This is a genomic window from Sphingomonas sp. So64.6b (assembly GCF_014171475.1).
Lineage (GTDB): Bacteria > Pseudomonadota > Alphaproteobacteria > Sphingomonadales > Sphingomonadaceae > Sphingomonas > Sphingomonas alpina_A.
Genome location: NZ_CP048817.1, coordinates 816,027 through 832,425, shown reverse-complemented (window position 1 = coordinate 832,425; position 16,399 = coordinate 816,027). Strand labels below are relative to the sequence as shown.

The 16,399-nt window shown below is 61.5% G+C and carries 13 protein-coding genes and 1 tRNA gene; 4 read left to right on the top strand and 10 right to left on the bottom strand.

Translation table 11 applies throughout. The annotated features are described in order from the left end of the window. Positions 1–25: 25 nt before the first annotated feature. From G4G27_RS03840 to G4G27_RS03825, 4 genes are all read right to left on the bottom strand, one after another. Positions 26–2,431: a TonB-dependent receptor gene (locus G4G27_RS03840; protein WP_183112121.1), complete on the bottom strand. Its 2,406-nt coding sequence runs from the start codon at positions 2,429–2,431 to the stop codon at positions 26–28. A 382-nt stretch (positions 2,432–2,813) separates the two neighbouring features. Beyond that, complete coding sequence (locus tag G4G27_RS03835) at positions 2,814–4,409, bottom strand: isocitrate lyase (protein WP_183112120.1); 1,596 nt, start codon at positions 4,407–4,409, stop codon at positions 2,814–2,816. Between the two features lie 145 nt (positions 4,410–4,554). Then, complete coding sequence (locus G4G27_RS03830; RefSeq protein ID WP_183112119.1) at positions 4,555–6,009, bottom strand: S41 family peptidase; 1,455 nt, start codon at positions 6,007–6,009, stop codon at positions 4,555–4,557. A gap of 99 nt (positions 6,010–6,108) precedes the next feature. Continuing rightward, entirely contained in the window at positions 6,109–7,497 is a 1,389-nt protein-coding gene (locus tag G4G27_RS03825) for a short-chain fatty acyl-CoA regulator family protein (protein WP_183112118.1), read from the bottom strand. A gap of 319 nt (positions 7,498–7,816) precedes the next feature. Here G4G27_RS03825 and G4G27_RS03820 point away from each other — a divergent pair, with 319 nt between their 5' ends. Continuing rightward, positions 7,817–8,770: a cation diffusion facilitator family transporter gene (locus G4G27_RS03820; RefSeq protein ID WP_183112117.1), complete on the top strand. Its 954-nt coding sequence runs from the start codon at positions 7,817–7,819 to the stop codon at positions 8,768–8,770. Here the strand turns inward: G4G27_RS03820 and G4G27_RS03815 are convergent. The 3 genes from G4G27_RS03815 to G4G27_RS03805 form a co-directional block, all read right to left on the bottom strand. Then, positions 8,767–9,381 carry a DUF4893 domain-containing protein gene (locus G4G27_RS03815; protein ID WP_244624547.1) on the bottom strand — a complete coding sequence of 205 codons (615 nt, stop codon included), beginning with the start codon at positions 9,379–9,381 and terminating at the stop codon, positions 8,767–8,769. The two genes, G4G27_RS03820 and G4G27_RS03815, sit on opposite strands and share 4 nt — an antisense overlap. A gap of 149 nt (positions 9,382–9,530) precedes the next feature. Next, positions 9,531–10,316 (bottom strand): 3-hydroxybutyrate dehydrogenase, encoded by a 786-nt coding sequence (locus G4G27_RS03810; protein ID WP_183112115.1) that lies wholly within the window; start codon positions 10,314–10,316, stop codon positions 9,531–9,533. Positions 10,317–10,338: 22 nt separating this feature from the next. After that, positions 10,339–11,484 carry a patatin-like phospholipase family protein gene (locus G4G27_RS03805; protein ID WP_183112114.1) on the bottom strand — a complete coding sequence of 382 codons (1,146 nt, stop codon included), beginning with the start codon at positions 11,482–11,484 and terminating at the stop codon, positions 10,339–10,341. A gap of 171 nt (positions 11,485–11,655) precedes the next feature. Here G4G27_RS03805 and G4G27_RS03800 point away from each other — a divergent pair, with 171 nt between their 5' ends. Then, positions 11,656–12,561: a neutral zinc metallopeptidase gene (locus tag G4G27_RS03800; protein WP_183113599.1), complete on the top strand. Its 906-nt coding sequence runs from the start codon at positions 11,656–11,658 to the stop codon at positions 12,559–12,561. Positions 12,562–12,756: 195 nt separating this feature from the next. Here G4G27_RS03800 and G4G27_RS03795 read toward each other — a convergent pair whose 3' ends face one another. Next, entirely contained in the window at positions 12,757–13,815 is a 1,059-nt protein-coding gene (locus tag G4G27_RS03795; protein ID WP_183112113.1) for a DUF2171 domain-containing protein, read from the bottom strand. Positions 13,816–14,068: 253 nt separating this feature from the next. Between G4G27_RS03795 and G4G27_RS03790 the strand changes: the two genes are divergently transcribed. After that, positions 14,069–14,144 (top strand) — tRNA-Ala (locus G4G27_RS03790). A gap of 106 nt (positions 14,145–14,250) precedes the next feature. On the opposite strand, the gene G4G27_RS03785 is transcribed toward G4G27_RS03790, so the two are convergent. After that, on the bottom strand, positions 14,251–14,781 hold the full coding sequence (locus G4G27_RS03785; RefSeq protein WP_183112112.1) for a DUF805 domain-containing protein: 531 nt from the start codon (positions 14,779–14,781) through the stop codon (positions 14,251–14,253). Between the two features lie 152 nt (positions 14,782–14,933). Next, entirely contained in the window at positions 14,934–15,479 is a 546-nt protein-coding gene (locus G4G27_RS03780; RefSeq protein WP_183112111.1) for a DUF805 domain-containing protein, read from the bottom strand. A 667-nt stretch (positions 15,480–16,146) separates the two neighbouring features. On the opposite strand from G4G27_RS03780, the gene G4G27_RS24120 reads away from it, so the two are divergent. Then, positions 16,147–16,395, top strand: coding sequence for a hypothetical protein (locus tag G4G27_RS24120; protein ID WP_244624546.1), 249 nt, complete (start codon positions 16,147–16,149; stop codon positions 16,393–16,395). Positions 16,396–16,399: the final 4 nt, after the last annotated feature.

Below are 16,399 nucleotides of genomic sequence, written 5' to 3'. Positions count from 1 at the left end.
CGGTAAACGAAAGGTCGGTCGGGCCTTAGTGCAGCTTGCCGCTGAACGAGATGCCGACGACGCGGGGTTCGTTAAACACCGCCGCCATGTAATTCTCGATCACGCCCTTGAGGTTCTTCTCATTGGTGATGTTGCGGCCGAACAGCGCGATTTCCCAGTCGCCATTGCCGCCGGTGTATCCCACCTTCACGCCGCCTTCGAAGTTGCCGTTCGCGTAGAATTCCTTGGTCTTGTACAGGACCAGGTTGGTGTAGCCCTGCAAATTCCAGTCGGTCGCGATGAACACCTTGCCGCTGTCGCTGATCGGCAGGTCGTAGCGGCCGGTGAAATCGACGGTATATTTCGGCGCGTTGGGCAGCGGATTGCCGTCGATCTGCGCGAAGTATGTGGTGTTCGGACCGTAGTAAGTAATGCCCGGCGTGGTCTTCCCGTCTGCCGGGTTACGCGAAACGATCGGATCCTGGACGGTGCAGACAAGCACACCGTTCAGACTGCAAGCCTGAGCAAAGACGCGCTTGTCCTTGATCTCGCTGTGCAGCAAGCTGAGACCCGCCGTCAGGGTGAGGTTACGGATCGGACGCAAGTCGAGATCGGCCTCCATTCCATAAGCCTTGGCCTTGTCCGCATTGAACAGGACCCCGTTACCGTTGGAATCGTTGCCGTTCAGCTGAATGTCGTTGACGGTATAGTAGAACGCACTGGCATTGAAGCGCAGCGTATCGTTGAACAGCTTGCTCTTAAAGCCGCCTTCCCACGAAACGATCGTCTCCGACTGGGCGGTCGTGAAGGCCGAATTGAACACCGCCGAACGGCCTTGAATGGTCGGACCACGGAAACCGCGAGCGACGCGGGCGTAGATGCTGAAGTCCGGGCTGACCTCATACAGAGCCGAGATATCCCAGCTTGGCTGAGTGTCCTTCAATTCGACGAAGCGCGGCGCGGTTACCGGGAACATGTCGGTCTTGCCGGTCGCATTTAAAACGCTGCGCACCAGCCGCGTCTGCTTCTTGTCTTCGGTGATGCGGCCGCCAGCGGTGATGGTGAGCGCCGGAGTCACCTGATAACTCGCCTGGCCGAATATCGCCCATGACGTGTTTACATCGTGCAGCCGGACGAAATTGTTCGGGTTATAAGTCGGTTGATTCGGCAGCAGAAAGTAGGTGCGCTGATAGAATTCGGTTACGTCGCGCTGATCGAAATACATGCCGCCGATCTGCCATTTGAACGGGCCGTCGCCGTCGCTGGCGAGACGCAGTTCCTGCGTGAACTGAGTGAGCCCGCGCAGATTGCCCTGGCTCTGCCCGAAGCCGTTGGGTGCGGGCACCGCGGGAGCCACGCTGAACGGAAAGTTTACGCCAGCACCGCCGTCGGTATCACCACGGCTATAACCAAGCGCGCCTTCGACCGCGGTGATCGACGTGAGCGCGACCGGACCGAAGTCATAGTTCATCTTCAGCTGTCCGCCCGAGGTCTTGTAGGCCTGCGGATTGTTCTGCGCTTCGTCGAGCGCGATGCGGTCGCGCGGTTCGGCCGAGATGTCGTTCGAACCCTTCTTCAGCGCGCCACGGTGGAAGATGGTCGAGGTGCCGTCATAATCGCGCTTATGCGCCGAGAGCAGCAGCGAGAAGTCGCTGTCCGGCGTGTAGAGCAACTGGACACGAATGTCCTTTTCGTTGAAGCCACCCATCGCGTTCTTCTTCGGCGATACGGTGCCGTCAGTGCTTGGGAAGGTCGCTGGAGCGACATAGGTGTTGTCGACCCAGTCATCGCGATGCTGGTATAGCGCCGAGATGCGCAGCGAGAGCACGTCACCGGCAATCGGGCCACCGATGCCGCCGTCGAAAGTCACAGTGTTGTAGCTGCCATACGATGCCGAAGCCCGGGCGGAGAATTCATTCGATGGGCGGATCGTATCGAACTTGATGATACCCGCCGTGGTATTGCGGCCGAACAGCGACCCTTGCGGACCGCGCAGCACTTCGACCTGATTGACGTCGAACACCGGGTTCGACTTCAGCACGACATGCTCGAGCACGACATCGTCCTGAATGATCGACACCGGCTGCGACGCGCCGAGGTAGAAATCGATATTGCCGAGACCGCGAATGTAGAAGCGTGGGAAAATACGGCCGGTGGTGGTTTCGGCATACAGGCCGGGAACGCGCCCGGCGAGCGACAGGATGTCCTCACCACCCGTTTGGAAATTGCGCAATTCCTCGCCGCCGACGACTGCAACCGAGAGCGGCACCTTTTGGAGGTTTTCCGAGCGACGCTCGGCGGTGACCACGATGTCCTGGAGACCATCGCCCGACGCTGCTTCCGGTGCGGCGGCGACGGGCGCATCCTGCGCCGACGCGACGCCCGCGCAGAGCAACGCACCGACCGCAGCACCGAGGAACAATGACTTGCGCGCGAAAATGACCTTGGACACTGAAGGACCCCTAACCAGGAAAATGACGGATCGCTAAGGCCCAGACGGCACGCGCGGATACGCCAGCGTGAAAGCCACTTTCATATGGCCTCCCGCAGGACATTACCGTCTCGTGCAGTTGTGAACCTCTCGCTCGATCGAGCCGCTAGGCCGCGATTATGACCTATTCGTGACAGGTCGGTCGTGTAACGAAAGATTGCTGAGAGCGTGGCAATCAAGTCACATCGCAGGGCCAGCGGCGACCCATTCGAGGCTCGACCGCGAAGGCTTCACAGCGCTGTTATCGAACGCAAGAGGCCCGGCGCTCTCGCACCGGGCCTCCCCATCCTCTCCCGAGGAGATGTACCGTTCGCTTATGATGCGAACTGGTTCCCAGTCGCCGTCAGGCGGCGAATTGGTTCATCGTATTGTGCGCGCCGCCCGCTTTCAGCGCAGCCTCACCGGCGAAATACTCCTTGTGATCGTCACCAATGTCGGAGCCCGACATGTTCTGATGCTTCACACAGGCGATGCCCTCGCGGATTTCCTTGCGCTGCACGCCCCTGACGTAACCGAGCATGCCTTGGTCGCCGAAATATTCCTTGGCGAGATTGTCGGTCGACAGTGCCGCGGTGTGATAGGTCGGCAGCGTGATCAGGTGATGGAAGATACCCGCGCGCTTGGCCGAATCCGCCTGGAAAGTTCGGATCCGCTCATCGGCTTCGTCGCCCAGTGTCGTGCCGTCATAATCGACGCTCATCAGCTTGGCGCGATCATAGGCCGACACATCCTTGCCTTCGGCAGCCCAGGCATCGAACACCTGCTGGCGGAAATTCAGCGTCCAGTTGAATGATGGCGAGTTGTTATAGACCAGCTTGGCGTTCGGAATGACCTCGCGGATGCGATCGACCATGCCGGCGATCTGCTCGATATGTGGCTTCTCGGTCTCGATCCACAACAGGTCGGCACCATGCTGCAGCGAATTGATGCAATCGAGTACGCAGCGATCCTCACCAGTGCCGGCGCGGAACTGGAACAGGTTCGACGGCAGGCGCTTCGGACGCAACAGCTTGCCGTCGCGATTGAGAATCACATCGCCGTTACGCGCCGTGCTCGGATCGATCTCCTCGCAATCGAGGAACGAATTATACTGGTCGCCGAGATCGCCCGGTTCCTTGCTCACCGCGATCTGCTTGGTCAGGCCGGCGCCGAGCGAGTCGGTACGCGTGACGATGATGCCGTCCTCGACGCCAAGCTCGAGGAAGGCGTAGCGGCATGCCCGAACCTTCGCCAGAAAGTCCTCATGCGGCACCGTGACTTTGCCGTCCTGATGGCCGCATTGTTTTTCGTCGCTGACCTGGTTCTCGATTTGCAGCGCACACGCGCCCGCCTCGATCATCTTCCTGGCGAGCAGATAGGTCGCCTCGGCATTACCGAAGCCGGCATCGATATCGGCAATGATCGGCACGACGTGCGTCTGGTAATTTTCTACCGCCTGAAGGAGTCGCTGCTCGGCCACTTCGTCACCGGAGTCGCGCGCCGCGTCGATTTCTCGGAACATGCCGCCCAACTCGCGCGCATCGGCCTGACGCAGGAAGGTATAGAGTTCCTCGATCAACGCCGGAACGCTGGTCTTCTCATGCATCGATTGATCGGGCAGCGGACCGAATTCGGAACGCAGCGCGGCGATCATCCAGCCCGACAGATAGAGATAACGACGCTCGGTCGATCCAAAATGCTTCTTGATGCTGATCATCTTCTGCTGAGCGATGAATCCATGCCAGCAGCCCAGCGACTGGGTGTAGTTGGCCGGATCGGCATCATAGGCCGCCATATCCTTGCGCATGATCGCTGCGTTGTAGCGCGCAATATCGAGCCCGGTCTGGAAACGGTTCTGTACCCGCATCCGCGCGACGGCTTCCGCGTCGATCCCGTCCCAGGCGCCGTTCTGGCTTTTGATCAGCTGAGCCGTTTGCGTGATGTGGTTCTGGTAGGTCATGAGGTCTTCCCGCGTCATTGAATGACGCAAAGATAGACAGATTTACATCACACCACAGCGAGATTCGCTGCCCGAACGGGTTTATCTGTCACGCACAGCCAACGTTCTCCGTAATGTTGTAAATATTTTACAGGGAGCAAGCGCCTTAGAACAGACCTGGCACTTCGCGCTGAGCGGTGCTCGGTCGCGTCGGCATAAGCAACTCCCGCTGGCTTTCGGCCGATTGCGCACGCTGGGTGGCCGCGACCGCCGCCGAAATCGGCGTACAGCTTCGCCCGGCGAGGAAGTCGAGCGCCTGGCGCGTCGATGCCTCGCGCGGATCGCCGAGTTGGTAACCGATGTCGTCGGGCGCCTGACAGCTCGCCTCGACCGTGCCCGCAAGGCCGTTATAATAAGCCCCCTGACGCGCCGAATTCTGTATTGCGAAGGCGATTACACGGAAACGATCGTCACACGCGGACCGATCGATCGCAATCTGGCCAACCGGCTTGCCATAAGTGTTGGTGCCGATCAGGCCGGCATTGGCATGGAGGTACGGGATCATTGCATTGATCACGAACTCGCTGGCCGAAGCTGTTCCACCAGTACCGATAAAGGCAATCTTCGCGGGCGCAATCGATTCCGGCTGTGTCATGAAATTACGCGTATCATTTTCGGCCGATTTTTCGGGCCTAAAACTGGTGTAGCCAAGCACGTCCGAGGTCGACCGATTGCGCCCCAGCAAGTCCCCGAACAACTCCGCGATCGAGACCAGGCCGCCGCCATTGTAACGGAGATCGACAATCACCTCGGTCACGCCCTGCGCGCGGAAATTTGCGAAGGCGGTGCGAAGCGCCGGGTCGGCGGTGCTGATGAAAGTGCGGAGATTGACATAGCCGACCTTGCGGCCGCCATCGTTTATCACCTGCGCGCCATAGGTCGGCGATATCGGCTGAATGTCATATTCGGTCTTGGTCAGGGTAACGGTGCGATTGCCCCCCGCGCCCGACAATTGCAGCACGCGCGCCGTGCCCACAGTGTCTGGCCCAAGCGCGTTGACGATGCCGTTGCCCCCTTCGGTCGCGACGATCGCGCTGACCGAGCGAAGATTGGCGGTGGTCGTGCCGATGGCCACGATCTCGGTACCGCGCCCTGCACCGGCAAGCTGGGCCGGGGCATTCTCGAACGCTTCCGCGATGAACAGGCGGTTGGAAGGATCGAAGCCAAGACGGAAGCCGAAACCCGCACTCGACCCCGATGCGTAAAATGCATTTTCTTCGGCAATCGAGGTAAGATAGGTGAAGTATCGATCGCGCCGCTGGCTGCGCGCGCTCGCGGTCAGCGCATCGATATAGGCATCGACCGTGCTATAAGGTGAAGGGTCGAGGCTGGCGGGTAACGTTTCCGGGAAGAGATACCATTCGCGCAGCTGAGCCGCCGCCCAATCCTGCCGATCGCGCAGCGAGCACGTCCCTGCGGTCGGGGTTGGCGTTGATGTGGCCGTCGGCGTGGGTGTCGGCGTCGCGACTGAGGAACCACCCGTAGCCCCGGTGCCACCCCCGCCGCAGGCCGACGCCATCGCAGCCATACCCAGAATTGCGCCAAGCCGATGACGTTTCATGATTTTCTCCCCGATTTCCTCTGACTAGCAGTTTTCCACCGCGTGTCAGTGAGAAATTCGTCATCGCCCCCGGATCGGTTCCAACACTCTCAACGCCAGTCAATCTCCGGCAAAAGTGAAAGCGCTGACGCCACGCTCGCGTTCGTTCATGGCCAGCACCCGCCCATACGGCGGCATCGACCGCTGTGGACAGCCGCTCCGCAAACAGGCGCGGCAACCAAGGCCAATCAGCGCCGCCTCCCCCTGCAGATCGATGCCGCGGGCGACAGCCAATGGTCTCGCATGCTCGGCAGCGACCCCAAGCCCAACGGCGAACTCCGCCGGAACCGCACCATAGCGCCGTCCCTGCGGCGTCACCGTCCGCGCCAAAGTAAGCCAGCGCGTCGCATCTTCCAGCTCGACCAGTTGCACGGCGAGTGTGCCGGGACGATCGAACGCATGGTGCAACCGCCAAAGCGGACAGCGCCCATCGGCTTCCGCCAGCGGCGACCCGCTTGCGCCCGAAAAGCGCTTCGAGGCCTGTCCGGCCCGGTCGATCCGCACCATGAAGAACGGCAAGCCGCGCGCGCCGACCCGCTGCAACGTTGTCAACCGGTGCGCGATCTGTTCGAACCCGACGCCGAAGCGCCGCTGCAACAGCTCGAGATCATAACCGGTCGCCTCACACGCACGCAGGAAGCGGGCATAGGGCATCATCACCGCCGCGGCGAAATAGCCGGTCAGATGACGGCGGTAGAGCCGCTCGGCCGGCCGTTCGGCAAAGCCCGCACCCTTGGCCAGCGCTTCGATCTCACCACGCGCTTCGATCTGCGCGAGTTGATAAGCGGCGGCAAAGGTGCGGGAGGCGGGATCGAGCGTTTCGCTCAACTGCAATTGCCGGGCATGAAGGTCCGTACGGCGTAGCAGGTCCGGCATGACGTCGACCGGCAATACGCGAATGGTCAGCTGGTGCTTGACGCGCAACCGTTCGGCGATCGCGCCATAAAGGTCGCCAGCGCCAAGCCGCAATTCGTCGGCCACGCCTTCGGCCGCACCGTCGAGGTCGGCAAAATGGCCGCGCCATCGCTCGATCTCGCGCCGTACCTCCGCGAACGGATCGACTGCTGCCGCCCCTACAGCCTCGCCGCCCGCCCCGATCCGGTCATAGGCGCGCGCAAAGGCCTCAGCGCCACCAGGCGCGCCGGCCAACCATTCCTCGATCTCGTTACGGTCGATTTCCAGATCGGCGAAGATCGGATCGGCAAGCCGCCGTCGGATCGCGGATTCGCCACCACCCGGCTCGCCAGCCGCCAAGGCGCGTGGATCGAAATCGAACGATTCCGCGAGCTTGACCAATAGCGACGCCGACAAGGGCCGCTGGTTTTTCTCGACCAGATTGAGATAGCTCGGACTGATCGTCAGCACCTCGGACATCGCCGCCTGGGTAAGCCCGGCCTGACGCCGCAACCGCCGCACCGCATGTCCGGCAAAAAGCTTGCGATCCACCATAATCCCGACTCCATGATCCCGCGCCCGGCGCCACCCTGTCATATCTTTACAAGAGCACAAGCGATTGGCCAAGCAACGACCACAACTTGACCTTCGACCCGGGCGGTTAATGCTGGCACATGCCGGTTATTTATACGAATTCCTCCTCGAGCTTGACGATGGCGGTTGAACGGATTGTAAAATCCCCACCGCCCAAGCATCGGTCGTTGAGAGTTTCCTGGGGAGGAAAGGATGCCCGCCGCGTACCATCGCGGCGGGCATTTCCGTTGGCGCTCCCCCCGTCCGGCGCATAAGGCGGACCACCAGCAGGGAGCCGGCAATGTCGACAGTGAAAGAAGGCGGCTCCAATCTGGTCGTCCTGGCCGCGCTCGCCGCCAATCTCGGCATCGCGGTTGCCAAGTTTATCGCGGCGGGCATTTCGGGGTCGTCATCGATGCTGACCGAGGGTTTTCACTCGGTCGTCGACAGTCTCAACCAGATATTGCTGCTCTACGGCCAGCATCGCGGCAAGCGTCCGCCCGATGAGGACCATCCGTTCGGTTATGGTCGCGAGCTTTATTTCTGGGCGTTCGTCGTCGCGATCCTGATCTTCGCGATCGGTGCGGGCATCTCGGTCTATGAGGGTTATGAGCATTTCATTCACCCCGAGGCGCTGTCCAACCCGACGCTCAACTATGTCGTTCTCGGCGTCGCCTTCGCGCTGGAGGGGACATCATGGTTCATCGCGATGCGCGAATTCAACCTAACACGAGGCGAGGTCAGCTGGTGGCAGTCAGTTCGCGCATCGAAGGATCCGGCCGGCTTCATCGTGCTATTCGAGGACAGCGCTGCGCTGGCCGGCCTGATCATTGCCGCTATCGGCATTTGGGCCAGTCATTATTTCAACGATGCGCGGCTCGACGGCATCGCCTCGATAGCGATCGGTGCCGTGCTTGCGCTGGTTGCCGTCCTTCTGGCGCGCGAAGCCAAGGGGCTGCTGATCGGCGAAGGCGCCGACGCCGCGATCGTCGCCAGGGTCCGTGCGATCGTTGACGGTTATCCGCAGGTCACTGCGGTCAATCATGTCCGCACGATCCACACCGCACCCAATTCGATCTTCGTCGCGATCAGCGCCGATTTTTGCGATGCCGTGACGATGGGCGAGGCGGAGACGCTGATCGAACATATCGAGACGGACCTGAAGGCGGCGGAGCCGATGCTGTCGTCAATCTATATCCGCCCGGAAAAGGCCGAGAACGCGCCGCGCATCAAGGTCGAGCCGAAAACGCCCTAACTAACCGGCACGATCTCCACCACGTCGAGCATCGATTCGAAGCGCGGATAGGGCAGCACGATCCGCCAGCGCTTGTCTCCCACCCGCTCGATCAGCCCAGCCATATCGCGATCGGCGTCGCGCCCATAATCGAGCGCGGTGGTCTCATCGCCGATCATCATCGTGCCGAGGAACACGCCGCGCATATCGCTATCGTGAAACGCCAGCCCCACCGGGCGCTGCGATCCGCTGGTCTTATAGAAGCTCGACACTTCGCCTTCGGCGTCGACGCGGCATTCGAACCACGGATAGGCGGTAAAATCGCGTGTCGCCGTACCATTGGAGCCAATCTTGAACACACGGCAGCGATATGCGCCCGATGGCGGCAGAGCGTCGGCCAGGGCACGATCGGGCTCGAACAACTCCCCCTGCGCCGCGAGTGCCTTTGTGTTGCCAGACGCGCGCGCCTTGGTCAGCGCCGCGAGCCAGGCCTGCCGCCAGTTGCGCAACCGATTGCGATCGGCATCGGTCGCCACTTGCCGCCAATCCAACGTCACGGGCGCCGCCGCAGTGGCGGGACGATCGCCCTTGCTACCGCACGCCGTCAGCGCCGCACAAGCGGCCAATCCCAACCCCAATCTCATCATGCAAACGCGACCAGTTTTTTCCGTCCCGGTTTTTCCGGGCCTCTACCGGCCAACGAACCACGTCTGGCGATCCTTGCCAAGCCATAACGGGGCTTGCCAAGCCATATCAGGCATTTACCCGTTCAGAGTTGGGCTCAGGCAGCCGTCCAGCCGCCATCGATCGACAGATTTGCGCCGGTGATCGACTTGGCCGAATCGCCGCACAGGAACAGGGCGAAAGCGGCGACCTGCTCCGGCGTCACGAATTCCTTGGTCGGCTGAGCGTCGAGCAGCACGTCGTTGATCACTTGCTCGCGCGTCAGCCCACGCGCCTTCATCGTGTCGGGAATCTGCCCCTCGACCAGCGGCGTCCAGACATAGCCGGGCGAGATGCAATTGACGGTGATGCCATCGGTCGCGGTTTCCAGCGCGATCGTCTTGGTCAGGCCGGCGATGCCGTGCTTGGCCATCACATAAGCCGATTTGTTGGGCGACGCGACGAGCGAATGGGCCGAGGCGGTCGAGATGATCCGGCCCCATTTCGCCGCTTTCATGTGCGGTACCGCGGCCTGGATCAGATACCAGGCGGAGGTGAGGTTGATTTTGATGATCGCCTCGAACTTGTCGGCCGGAAAATCCTCGATTCTGGCGACGTGTTGGATACCGGCATTGTTGACGACGATATCCGGCCCGCCGACCTCGGCATGGCAACGCGCCACCATCGCCGCGATCTGGTCGGGCTTGGTCATGTCGGCCGCGTCGTAGAGCGCCTTCGCGCCGCTCGTCGCTTCAAGCGCGGCGCGTTCCTTCTCGATCTCCCCCGCATCGCCAAAGCCGTTGATCACGACGCTCGCGCCCTCGGCGGCGAACGCCTTGGCATAGGCAAGCCCGATGCCCGATGTGGACCCAGTAATGATCGCGCTCTTGCCTTTGAGAAACATCGGGAAGCTCCTTCGATTAGATTTATCGCACGGTACAATCGAACGCGGCGCTTTTGCCGGTTTGGATATTTGCCGCGACCAGCCGCGAATTGGCCATCGTTTCGGCCACCGCCTGCTGGCCCGCTTCCCAATGCTCGCGCATGGTCCGCGCGGAGAATTCGAAATCGCGGCTGCCGCCTTCCCACGCATTGGCGCGGTAGATCAGATGGACGAGGTTGACCGGATCCTCCGCCGCTCGCGCGGTCAGAGCGACGACATCGGGATCGTCGTGCATTCCCTCGGGCAGTTTCGCGAGCACCTTGCGCATCGCCTCGCGATCCTGCCGGGTGCGCATCAACTGGGTCGAGATTTCACGCGTGCGGCTGGAAAAGCGGATTTCCTTTTCGCGCGCCATCACGTCCATGATGGTCTTCATCTTGTCCGTCGCGGCGGAGAACAAATCGATCTGGAACACCAGCATCTCAGCGGTCTGATGATCGAGCACGTGCGACAATGGTGTGTTCGAGACCAGGCCACCGTCCCACCACAGGCGGCCATCGATCTCGATCGGTGGCAAGCCCGGCGGCAGCGCGCCCGACGCCATGATATGGCGTGCGTCGATCGTTCGTTCGGTCGTGTCGAAATACTGGAAGTTGCCGCTCTCCACATCAACCGCGCCGACCGACAACCGAACCGGTCCATGGTTGAGCAGATCCCAGTCGATCAGGGCGTCGAGCGTCTCTTTCAGCGGCGCGGAATCGTAGAAACTCATCGCTTCGGGTGTGCCTGGCGTGGCGAATACCGGCGAAACCATGCGTGGACGAAAGAAGCCTGGAACGCCGGTCATCGCAACGAATCCGGCCGACCATTCATGGATGAATTCGCGCAAGTGGTCGTTGGGAAAGATCGGGAAGCTCGGCAACGCGCCTGTCACCGTGTCCCAGAAGGCGCTGAGGCGTTCGACCCGCCGCTCCGGCGGATTACCCGCCACGATCGCGGCATTGACCGCGCCGATCGAAATGCCCGCAACCCAGTCGATCTCGATGGCGTTGTGCGCCAGGCCCTCGATCACCCCGGCCTGATAACTGCCGAGCGCGCCACCGCCTTGTAGGACCAGCGCCACGCAATCGGGCAACGGCAGCGCCTTGGCCTGACGGCGCGGCTTCGGAGCGGGTTCTGTGTCGGCCATCGCCACAGCACATGGGCCGCCAAAGCCGTCGGTTCAACGACAGTTTAATGAAATCGCTGTCACGTTTCACGCAATCGCCGCCCTTACGAAACCATGCCGAAACGGCAAAGTCTTGCAACCACCACGCCGCCCGCGCATTCATGCCGTAACGGCAACGAAGGGGCATTCGCCATGCGGCTCGACGATTTCGATCCCAACATCAATGTCGAGGATCAACGCGGCCAGGGTGGCGGCGGCTTCAACCTTGGCGGCGGTGGTGGCGGTGGACTGCTCCTCGGCCTGATTCCACTGGTATTCAGCCGCTTTGGCTGTGCCGGCGTCGCGGTGCTGGTCGCGGTGATGTTCTTCTTCGGCGGTGGCCTGGGCAGCATATCGCAACTCTCTGCCCCGACCGCGCCGGTCGGCCAGCCACAACCGCGCGTTGCCGATGGTACGGCCACTGCCGCCTGCACCACCGATGCGTCGGCCCGCGCCGCGTGCAATGCGTTCAGCTCGGCCGATGCCACATGGAAGCAATTGCTCGGCAGCGAGTTCCGCGCGCCCAAGCTCGTTTTCTTCGGCGGCGAGGGCCAGTCCGGCTGCGGCGCGGCGCAAAGCGCAATGGGGCCGTTCTATTGCCCGAGCGACCAGGGCATTTATCTCGATACCAGTTTCTTCGCGGAGCTCGCCGACCGCTTTGGGGCAAAGGGCGATTTCGCGCAGAATTACGTCATCGCGCATGAATTCGGCCATCACATCCAAAACCTGCTTGGCACCTCCGACCAAGTCCAGTCGGCAATGCAGCGCAGCAGCCGGACCGAGGGCAACGCGCTCTCGGTCAAGCTCGAGCTGCAAGCGGATTGCTATGCCGGCGTCTGGGCCGCGCGCAATCGCGACCGGATGGATCCGGGCGACCTGGAAGAAGGCCTGACCGCGGCGCAGGCGATCGGCGACGACACGCTGCAGCGTGAGACGCAAGGGCGTGTCGTACCGGACAGCTTTACCCATGGCAGTTCGGCGCAGCGTCAGGCCTGGCTCAAGCGCGGCCTCGACAGCGGCGACCCACGCACCTGCGACACGTTCGGCGGCCCTATCTGAGTTCGGAGTCTGACGTTTCGAATATCCTCGCCCCCTGAAGATCCTCGGTCCCTGACGCAAAAAATCCCTCTCCCGTTCGGGGGAGAGGGAGGAGCGCAAGGCGGTGACGGAGCAAGAGCGGGAAAGGGAAGAACCACTCTCGCCCCGCGCCGTTGCGTGGCTCGCCCCTCCCAGTCGGAGAGGGGCGCCCGATGATCAATAAGTACCCGAAAAGCTTCTGTTCAACACGTGCGGACCCCTGCTGTCATCGATCCGCCCGTCGTCTGCCTTGCCGTCCTGGTCCTCGTTGAAGAACGCCTGATTGCGTTCTTCGTCACGCCAGTGCGACTTGGCCTGTTCGGCGGTCTTGCGCACCCTGATCTTGTCGTCGACGCTGTCGATCCAGCGCGACGGAATCGAATGGTGACGACCGCCGGCATCCTGATCATTCTTGGTCAGCACGATGCGATCACCGCGTACCTTGTCGACCGTCCCGATATGCTCGTCGTCGGAACCGACCACTTCCATATGCTCGGCCACCTTCGACAATGACGAACGCTGTGTCTGGCGTTCGTTGCGCCAGGTGCCGAACTCATTCTCGAACTTCGAACGATTTTCCTGGCGATATTCATGATAGTCGCGATCGAGCGCGTCGATCTGGCTGCGACGCCAATTGTGATAATCGTCGTCGCGCGCATAGGGGCTGGTCCAGTTGCCACCCTGACGCTCGTCATAGCGCGAGTCGAGTTCGCGGCGACGCTCCGCTTCCTCATCGCCGAACCAGGAGCGAACCTCATCGCCAGCCCGGTTGAAGAAACCGCGTTCCTCATAGTCATAACCCTGGGGCTGACGGCCATAGCCCTGGCGCCCATAGCCTTGGCCCCCATAGCCTTGGCCATTGTCGCCTCGATCACGGCCATAATCGTGCGGTTGATCGGTTTCGGTGAAGCGATGCCCGTCGGAGGCGTAGCTGCCCTGGAAACCATGATCGCGCCGGTAGGCGCGCTGGCCATAAGGCTGTTGGCGATAGCCCGATTGGCTCCCGGATTGTCCAGCATAACGCTGCTCGCGCTCGGCATAGCGGGAATGGCCATATTCGCGCGGACCGTAGTGATCGTCGTCGCGGCCATATTCGCCTGCTGCGGCATAATCGCGCGCGCTGGAATAAGCGCCGCCGCGGTCGAAACCATAACCGCGATCGGTATCCTGCGGGTCGCGGGCGCCGTAATATTCGCCCTGCTGCCCTGCGATGCGAGGATTGCGTTGATAACCCATGACAAGTCCTTTCAGATGATCGTCCTGCGGGCGTCGGGCACATCGTCTTGCGTGACCGTTCGCATGTAAGAAAGGACTGAAAGAACCTTTTGTTCCGGTACTTGGCGGGGCCGCTTCACACATCGTCGCCCGCGTCGTGCGGCTCGGCGCATTGGCGCTTATGATGGTGGCGGGAGAGCCGGTTGCATCCCGGAAAAAGCCTCGCTAGAGGCGATATTTCCTGCCCCAATTCCCGACCGGGGCCGGGTGGAGCGGGGCTGTAGCTCAGATGGGAGAGCGCTGCAATCGCACTGCAGAGGTCAGGGGTTCGATTCCCCTCAGCTCCACCATTCAAGCGGAAATTTGGCCGACTGGCGGGGTTCCACCAAATCGGCCAGTTCTCGCACCGGCAGGCGGCTTTTGACGGCAGCCTAATGCCGACACGGCGCGACCGCGCTAAGCGAAAGTCTCAGCGAGACTTTCGATACCGTCGTCCTTCGGATCCTCGCCGAAGCGGTTCGGGCCATGCGTCCCGTCGGTGCAGTCCCAGACGAAGATCATGAGGCCGATGATTGCGAACGCAAGCAACGCAATGCCGCTGATCACCAGGATGGCGGCGCTCTGGCCGTAACCGGAAAACAGCAATGCCAGCACGATCAGCACCGGAAATGCCCAGGACAGAAGCCACCAGCCGCTACGGTCCACATCGTGAAGGCGCCGTACACTGACCGCAATCCCCGGGATGATCGTCAACACCGTGAATATGTTCGACAATATGCCGCCGGATATCAGCGCATTGTAGATCGCGGTCGCCGGCGGCTCGTTGGCGACGGGCGCGGCGTCGCCGCCAAGTCCAAGCATCGTATCGACGAAACCCAGCACGAAGCCCATCACGAACACGAACAAGGTCCACATCCAGTATTCCTTGCGCCGCGAACGGCCGCTGAACTGAAAATATTTCCTGAGCGGCAGGATCATCCATTCCATATGATCTTTCCCCCTATTTGCCCTTTTCGGCATCATTCGGTGACGAAGCGCGGAACGGTCGCGCCCCGCGCGCCATAGGCGCTGTGCATGTCGGTTTTCCCCGTCCGGCAGGCCGCCGGACGGGGCAAGTCACGATGTTACGCAAACATATCTTACGCAAACGTATCCGCGAGCGTTTCGACGCTGTCTTCCTTCGGATCCTCGCCGAACCGGTTCGGGCCCTTGGTGCCGTTCATGCAATACCAGACGAGCAGGACAATCGCGGTGACGAAACCGACGAACATCGCGATCCCGCCAAGGATCGCCAGAAAGCCGCCACCGCCCATCGCGCCAGCGAAGAGCATGATCGCGCCGAGCAGATAAGGCAGGACCGGCGCGAGGAGCCACCAGCCGCTGCGATCGGTATCATGCAGGCGCCGGACACTGACCGCGATCCCCGGAATCAGCGTGGCCAGCGCGAAGATGCTGGCCAGGACCCCGCCGGACACATACCCGCCGACGCTCGCGCCCGCGCCGTACGGATTGGCGCCACTGCTCGGGCTGAACGAACTGCGCCCGCCCAGGCCAAGCGCCGAATCGAGAATGCTCAACACGACATAGGCGATCACGACAAACAGCACCCACATCCAATATTCCTTGCGCCGCGAACGGCCGCTGAACTGGAAGTATTTCTTGAGCGGCAGGATCATCCATTCCATGTCGTTTCCCCTTTTTGCCCTTCTCCATTTCATCGACGGCAAGATGCCGGCGATGAAAATGCCATGGACGTAACGGTCAGAGCAGCATCCGTCGCGGCCTCGTCTTGCGTCTCGTGCCCCAGCACGAAAGGTCAGCCTAGCGCATCGCCGCCGGTGTACAAGTCGGCTTCGCTACGTCGGCCCCAGAGCGCTTGGCCAGCGCGCCTAATTTGTGGGACACTATACTTATCTCACGACCTCCAAAGGCAGGAGCACGCTCAAAAATACACTTAAGTAGTTGATAAATATATATTTATTTGTCCGAGAATTGCTCGATAGCGCTCGTCAGGCACACTAAAGATATACAACAACCGGTGTCCCATATCTCCCCCGCTTTTCATCGCGCACCTCGATTCAAACCCATCGCAACCCGCACTATCGCGGCAAGCATGGAAACCCGACCCTCAACCTTCAAACCGCTTATGTCCGCCAGGCGAAAGAGCTTTACGCCGAGGGACTCACCGATCGCGAGCTTGCCGAGGCGTTCGGCGTCTCGCACAGCACAATCTTTCGCTGGCGCGCCGTCTACTCGGAGTTTGCCGAGGCGACGAAGCTAGGCAAATCCGTTGCCGACGACCGTGTCGAACGCGCGCTGTACGAGCGCGCGATCGGTTATGAGGAGGAAGCGGTGCGCGTCTATCTGCCGGCCGGCGCAGCAGAACCGGTGATCGTGGGCTACAAGCGCGAAGTCCGCGCTGATGTCACCGCCGCGCACCAATGGCTGCGCGCACGCCGCCCCGGAATCTGGGCTCCCCCCTTGCCGCCGCCTGAGGAGGAGAAAAATATCGCCGAGGAAATCCGCAAGGCAATGGAGCGGGTCGACAGAATCGCAGGGTCTGGACTTCGTCAAGCACCGCACCATCATGCGCTGGAATAACCGC

What these genes read in the sequence shown, in the direction of transcription:
- G4G27_RS03795 (WP_183112113.1), bottom strand. Translation starts at nt 13,815, where the DNA reads ATGGGTTATCAACGCAATCCTCGCATCGCAGGGCAGCAGGGCGAATAT.
- G4G27_RS03835 (WP_183112120.1), bottom strand. Translation starts at nt 4,409, where the DNA reads ATGACCTACCAGAACCACATCACGCAAACGGCTCAGCTGATCAAAAGC.
- G4G27_RS03785 (WP_183112112.1), bottom strand. Translation starts at nt 14,781, where the DNA reads ATGGAATGGATGATCCTGCCGCTCAGGAAATATTTTCAGTTCAGCGGC.
- G4G27_RS03810 (WP_183112115.1), bottom strand. Translation starts at nt 10,316, where the DNA reads ATGTTTCTCAAAGGCAAGAGCGCGATCATTACTGGGTCCACATCGGGC.
- G4G27_RS03820 (WP_183112117.1), top strand. Translation starts at nt 7,817, where the DNA reads ATGTCGACAGTGAAAGAAGGCGGCTCCAATCTGGTCGTCCTGGCCGCG.
- G4G27_RS03780 (WP_183112111.1), bottom strand. Translation starts at nt 15,479, where the DNA reads ATGGAATGGATGATCCTGCCGCTCAAGAAATACTTCCAGTTCAGCGGC.
- G4G27_RS03800 (WP_183113599.1), top strand. Translation starts at nt 11,656, where the DNA reads ATGCGGCTCGACGATTTCGATCCCAACATCAATGTCGAGGATCAACGC.
- G4G27_RS03830 (WP_183112119.1), bottom strand. Translation starts at nt 6,009, where the DNA reads ATGAAACGTCATCGGCTTGGCGCAATTCTGGGTATGGCTGCGATGGCG.
- G4G27_RS03805 (WP_183112114.1), bottom strand. Translation starts at nt 11,484, where the DNA reads ATGGCCGACACAGAACCCGCTCCGAAGCCGCGCCGTCAGGCCAAGGCG.
- G4G27_RS03825 (WP_183112118.1), bottom strand. Translation starts at nt 7,497, where the DNA reads ATGGTGGATCGCAAGCTTTTTGCCGGACATGCGGTGCGGCGGTTGCGG.